General features: G+C 35.5%; 2 pseudogenes. One reads left to right on the top strand and one right to left on the bottom strand.

From position 1 onward, the window contains the following. Positions 1–138, bottom strand: a pseudogene (locus tag ACFIK8_RS09715) (peptidylprolyl isomerase); the annotation flags it as partial. 417 nt (positions 139–555) lie between these two features. Here ACFIK8_RS09715 and ACFIK8_RS09710 point away from each other — a divergent pair. Continuing rightward, positions 556–840 (top strand): annotated as a pseudogene (locus ACFIK8_RS09710) (preprotein translocase subunit SecA); the annotation flags it as partial.

Raw genomic sequence — 840 nt, 5'->3', positions numbered from 1 at the left:
AACTGCTTTTTCAGAAGCTTTCTCCAAATTCTTTAAATCATTCGACGCAGACTCCACGCTCTTTTGGGCCATCACCCCCAAACTCGTGCTCGCTAATAAAGTCGATGTCAAAAACAGCGTGATAAAGTTGAATTTCATAAATATACTCCTTAAGAATGAACGCATGTTCAAGATCCCACTTTTCCTTAATCATAACATTTTAATCTCTAAATATAGATAAATAAACTGATATTTTTTTTGAAAAAACATAAATTTTTCCTTTTATCTCAGCCTATCCTAACCTACCTCATGATATTGAAAAATGATAATATAAGAAATGTCATATTATACCCTAAATTACTCTGTAATATGCCAATTAAACAGCATTACTAAAGTTGACATGGTGCACTTATCCTCTTATCTCTACTTAATAATTGAAGTGAAAAATTGCGCACCAACAAGTATAATGATACCATATGCGTTTGGTTATATTAAATACCTTACGGGATGTGGAGTATGGGGATAATATATGAAATATCCAGTAAGATTGGCAACAAGTAAAAGAAAGGGCCAGAGATGGTCGGTTTAGGTGTATTTGCACGTAAATTTTTTGGTTCAGCTCATGAACGACGCCTCAAGGCTCTTCGCCAAAAAGTAGCACAAATTAATGCTTTGGAAGAACAGTTTCAGAAATTAAACGATACGCAACTCTGCCAAAAAACCGATGAGTTTCGTAAACGTCTTACGGAAGGTGAAACCGTTGATTTGCTCCTACCAGAAGCTTTTGCAACTGTTCGTGAAGCAGCAAAACGTATTTATGATATGCGTCCTTTTGATGTACAGCTCATTGGTGGAATGGTA

The organism is Bartonella sp. MR168JLCBS, assembly GCF_042194175.1.
Note: the sequence above shows the minus strand (reverse complement) of the source record. Positions and strands in the feature narration are given on the sequence as shown.